Source organism: Microcystis sp. M_OC_Ca_00000000_C217Col (assembly GCF_007095585.1).
In the GTDB taxonomy this organism is placed as follows: domain Bacteria; phylum Cyanobacteriota; class Cyanobacteriia; order Cyanobacteriales; family Microcystaceae; genus Microcystis; species Microcystis panniformis.
On sequence record NZ_SFBV01000156.1, the window covers coordinates 1 to 3964 of the forward strand.

Here is a 3964-nt window from a genome sequence, read left to right on the forward strand (position 1 = left end):
AGAATATTTAGAAGAACTCTTAGCGTCTCTGGGAACGATTAAAAAGAGCAAGAAAGTCAAGAGTGAAGTCCAAGAAATCGATGTTTGGTTTGAACCAGCCAGTTCAGCATCAAGGACGGAATTACCCTTGGGTTTACTTGCTAAAATGGCGGCGACTTGCTGCTTATTTGAACCCTTCCGTAACCCACCCTCCGAGGTAGAGATTCGCAGTTGCATCTCAAAGTTATATGCGGTTCATGGCGAAGTCTTAAGGAAGGCAAAACGGACAAACAAAACTCTAACAGAAGCTGAACTACCAGTTCTCTGGATTTTAACGCCTACTTTTTCAGCGAGAATGATTGAAGAAGTCGTGGGAATCCCCCCTTCATTCCTACCGGAAGAGGGGATGAAAGAGGAGTGGGGAAAAGGAGTTTATTTTTCCCCTAACCTATTCAAAACAGGAATTGTCGCCATCCATCAATTACCAGTCAATGAGGAGACTTTATGGTTGAGGGTGCTAGGTAAAGGAGGAACTCAAAAACGAGCAGTAGAAGAATTAGTGCAATTGCCTGAAGGTAATCCCTTCCAAGAGAATTTACTAGAAATTCTGGCCAACTGGCGCAAGAATTTAGAATTAAGAGATAATTTAAGTACCGAGGAACAGGAGGAGATTATGAACCTATCACCAGCTTATTTACAACAACGGGAAGAGTGGAAACAAGAAGGGATACAAGAAGGGATACAACGAGGCAGTTTAGAGGGACAACTATCGCTGATAACCAGTCTTCTGGAAGGACGGTTTGGCCCCCTAGATGCAGAATTATCTGGTCTGGTGGAAGAGATTGCCCAACTTCCCATCTCGGAACGCACCGGGTTACTTCTTTCTCTGGCTAATTTATCTCGCTCAGAACTGTTAGAAAGATTCAGGGAAAATTAAACTTTCAATCCCAATCTCAAAAACAGACAATTAAAATTCCCGATGAACAATCATTTCCAAATCCTGAAGAACCTTAAATGTCCTGCTTATTTTGCTAGACTAAAGAAGTCCCAATTCTTGATTAGCCTGAGATAGGAAGGATTATGGTCAATCAAATCAGCATTGTCATCTCCAAGAATCCCGACGGATATTCACTCAAATCTCCTGAATTAGCAGCAATTGATTACCAGGATAGCTCTCTAGAAGGCGTTTTAAATCGACTGAAAGATGCCCTGGAAACTCATCTGATGGCTTCTGATATATCTCAAGAGGAGACTGGAGAATCAATTTTAAAGATAGTTGATAGGTTGAATCTGAACTTCCCCGAAGAAGAACTTGAGCCGCTTCCATCTGACGGTGCAGAAGAGCATGACCATTATCTTTATGGGAGTCCCAAGAAAAGGCAATGAAACAAATTTTTGCCGACACTTTCTACTGGGTTGCTTTAATCAATCCCCAAGATAATTGGCATCAACGAGCCAGAGAAGTTACGTCCAGTCTCAAAAACGTTAAACTTGTGACGACGGATGAAGTTTTGGTAGAGCTACTGAATTTTATGTCAGTCCGGGGAGCAAATCGGAAGCGGCGTACTGTCGAATTTATCGATGATCTGCTCCAGAATCCCCGCCTTCAAGTCATTCCGCAAAACCGAGAATCATTCCTGCAAGGCTTCGAGTTATACCGCCGCCGTCCAGACAAAGAATATAGCCTGACAGATTGTATTTCAATGACGGTCATGCAGCGCTTAAAAATCACTCAAGTGTTAACTCACGACAATCATTTTCAGCAAGAGGGTTTCATAATTCTATTTGAATAACAGAGGGAAAATTAAACTTTCACTCCCCCTAAGCTAGGAAAAACTATTCCCAAGCATTAATAGAAAACGGGTTTCTCGGAGAAACCCGTTTTCTGTGCGTTACTCAACGGATTTAGTATGACAACTGATAAAAACCCCTCCAATTAATGAAGGGGAATTGTGGGATTTTATTGATGGTATTAGGAGACTTTTGTGGTTTCTTTTTCTGAGGATTTGGAGGATTTCAATTTGCGCTTGAGGGTTGAGGCTGCGCCGAGTGTGCCTAGGGCGAGGAGGCTTAGGATTGAGGCGGGTTCGGGGACTGATTCAGCATTACTCACCACAGTGACATTATCTAAAGCTGGACCCCAAAATCCTGAGTTGTCAAGACTTGAGAATGTTAGAGTTGTCTGATTACCAGTGGCTTGAAAACTTAATTCGTGTAGTTGCCATTGAAGATCTAAGTGGTCAGACGCGGATGTTGAAAAAATTTGGTTAACTGCTGCAACTTGAACACTAACTTGACGAGGATTAGGAAAAGAAGGATTAGTCGCACTCAAGTCTGGTCCCGCTAGAGAGAAACTTAAAGTATAGAATTGTCCAATAATTGTAGAAAAAGTTTGAGATAAAGTTCCACTACTTCCCCCATCAAGATTTAAATCTATAATTAAATCTCCCTCGATTGGAAATTTCATGTCATTACTGTTGTGCCAATCAACGCCTGCACCACCTATTGTCCATCCTGTCAGAGCAGAGCTTCCCTGACTTAGTCGTGCAAAATTAGGATCTACAACATTAGAGTCATAATCTCCTTCTTCAAAAGAACCATTGATAATCAGATTAACTGCTGAAGCAGGTGATACAAAACTAACAGTAAAGAGAATCGAACTGCTTATTCCAAGAGCTATAGTGGTTACTTGAGAACATGACTTAAGTTCCATTATACTTCCCCCAACAATTTTGTTTTAAATACGATCGCCCCCCTCACAGCCAGGTCAAGCAATAACCCAACACCAAAGGCGAATAACAAAACAATACACATTACCCCCCCCCGAACTGTATTCTAAGCTACATTTTTATAAATATTTACATTCCTCTCCGTCAGGCTTCTTTGGCAACGATAAGAGCGATCGCCTTCTATCTTTTAGTAGTCAATAATGCCGATGACTAGAGCTAAGTTAAGATTGAAGGGCATTCAGTTGTTAACTCATGTAATTCTTGAGTAGGGCGAAAATATGACGACACTACTTGTACAAGCGACCTCGGCTCCTTTGATGATTGATCTTCCTTGGATTATGCCGATGACGGAGGAGCAGTTTTATGAATTTTGTTTAGCCAATCGGGATTTACGCATTGAACGCAGCGCTAGTGGAGAAGTGATCGTTATGCCTCCTGCTTTTTCAGATACGGGTAATCGCAATTTTAATATCGCCGCTCAACTTTGGAACTGGTCAGAACTAGATGGAACGGGGCTTGGGTTTGATTCCAGTGCGGGTTTTACGCTGCCCAATGGTGCGACTCGTTCACCCGATGCTGCTTGGATTAAATTAGAACGCTGGAATGCTTTAACAGAAAAACAAAAAGCCTCTTTTGCCCCCATCTGTCCCGATTTTGTGATTGAATTGCGTTCTGCTAGTGATACAGTATCCAGTTTGCGGAAAAAGATGGAAGAATATATTGCCAATGGTGCTTTATTGGGTTGGTTAATTGATCGCCAAAATCGCCAAGTCTATATTTATCGTCCCCATCGAGAACTGGAGATTTTAAATGCTCCTGAAACCATTAGTGGTGATCCAGAATTGCCGGGGTTTGTATTAGTAATGGCTAAGATTTGGTAAATGCGATCGCTGATGAAAGGTTCCGTCAATATAGAACAACTAAGCACGATTAACGCTGTCCTATATTGTTGCTCACGGGAATCCTCAACACTGATAGAACAGCGATAACTAGGGTTGGCTGAATAAATATAAAAACCTTGTTGGGTAAGACTTTTAGACTTTTTGTCAATCAAAAAGTACTGGAATGGGAGTGATCAGGGGGAAAATTCCTGGACTTTTTCCCTGAAAATTAGGTAGTTGACCACCTGAAAATCGATAAAACCCCACACCCGTTACAGTAGAGCAGGAAGTCGCCTTCCCACCCCCTGCTTCAAAACCGGACTTACGACTTTCGCCGTATCCGGCTCCTGAGTAACTAGGCTACTGTCATTAGTA

The 3964-nt window shown here is 42.1% G+C and carries 5 protein-coding genes; 4 read left to right on the top strand and 1 reads right to left on the bottom strand.

Annotated features, from left to right (window positions below; translation table 11 throughout):
- From EWV66_RS09000 to EWV66_RS09010, 3 genes are all read left to right on the top strand, one after another.
- The coding region (locus tag EWV66_RS09000; protein ID WP_287108780.1) for an RpnC/YadD family protein at window positions 1-916 on the top strand (916 nt) is incomplete at its 5' end.
- A 143-nt stretch (window positions 917-1059) separates the two neighbouring features.
- Window positions 1060-1365, top strand: coding sequence for a hypothetical protein (locus EWV66_RS09005; RefSeq protein ID WP_002752790.1), 306 nt, complete (start codon window positions 1060-1062; stop codon window positions 1363-1365).
- Window positions 1362-1772 (top strand): type II toxin-antitoxin system VapC family toxin, encoded by a 411-nt coding sequence (locus EWV66_RS09010; RefSeq protein ID WP_004268192.1) that lies wholly within the window; start codon window positions 1362-1364, stop codon window positions 1770-1772. The genes EWV66_RS09005 and EWV66_RS09010 overlap by 4 nt, the downstream gene beginning before the upstream one ends.
- A gap of 179 nt (window positions 1773-1951) precedes the next feature.
- Here EWV66_RS09010 and EWV66_RS09015 read toward each other — a convergent pair whose 3' ends face one another.
- A complete protein-coding gene (locus tag EWV66_RS09015) occupies window positions 1952-2692 on the bottom strand; it encodes a choice-of-anchor C family PEP-CTERM protein (RefSeq protein WP_052276280.1) in 741 nt (246 codons plus the stop codon).
- Window positions 2693-2986: 294 nt separating this feature from the next.
- On the opposite strand from EWV66_RS09015, the gene EWV66_RS09020 reads away from it, so the two are divergent.
- On the top strand, window positions 2987-3589 hold the full coding sequence (locus tag EWV66_RS09020) for a Uma2 family endonuclease (protein ID WP_052276279.1): 603 nt from the start codon (window positions 2987-2989) through the stop codon (window positions 3587-3589).
- Window positions 3590-3964 lie beyond the last annotated feature (375 nt).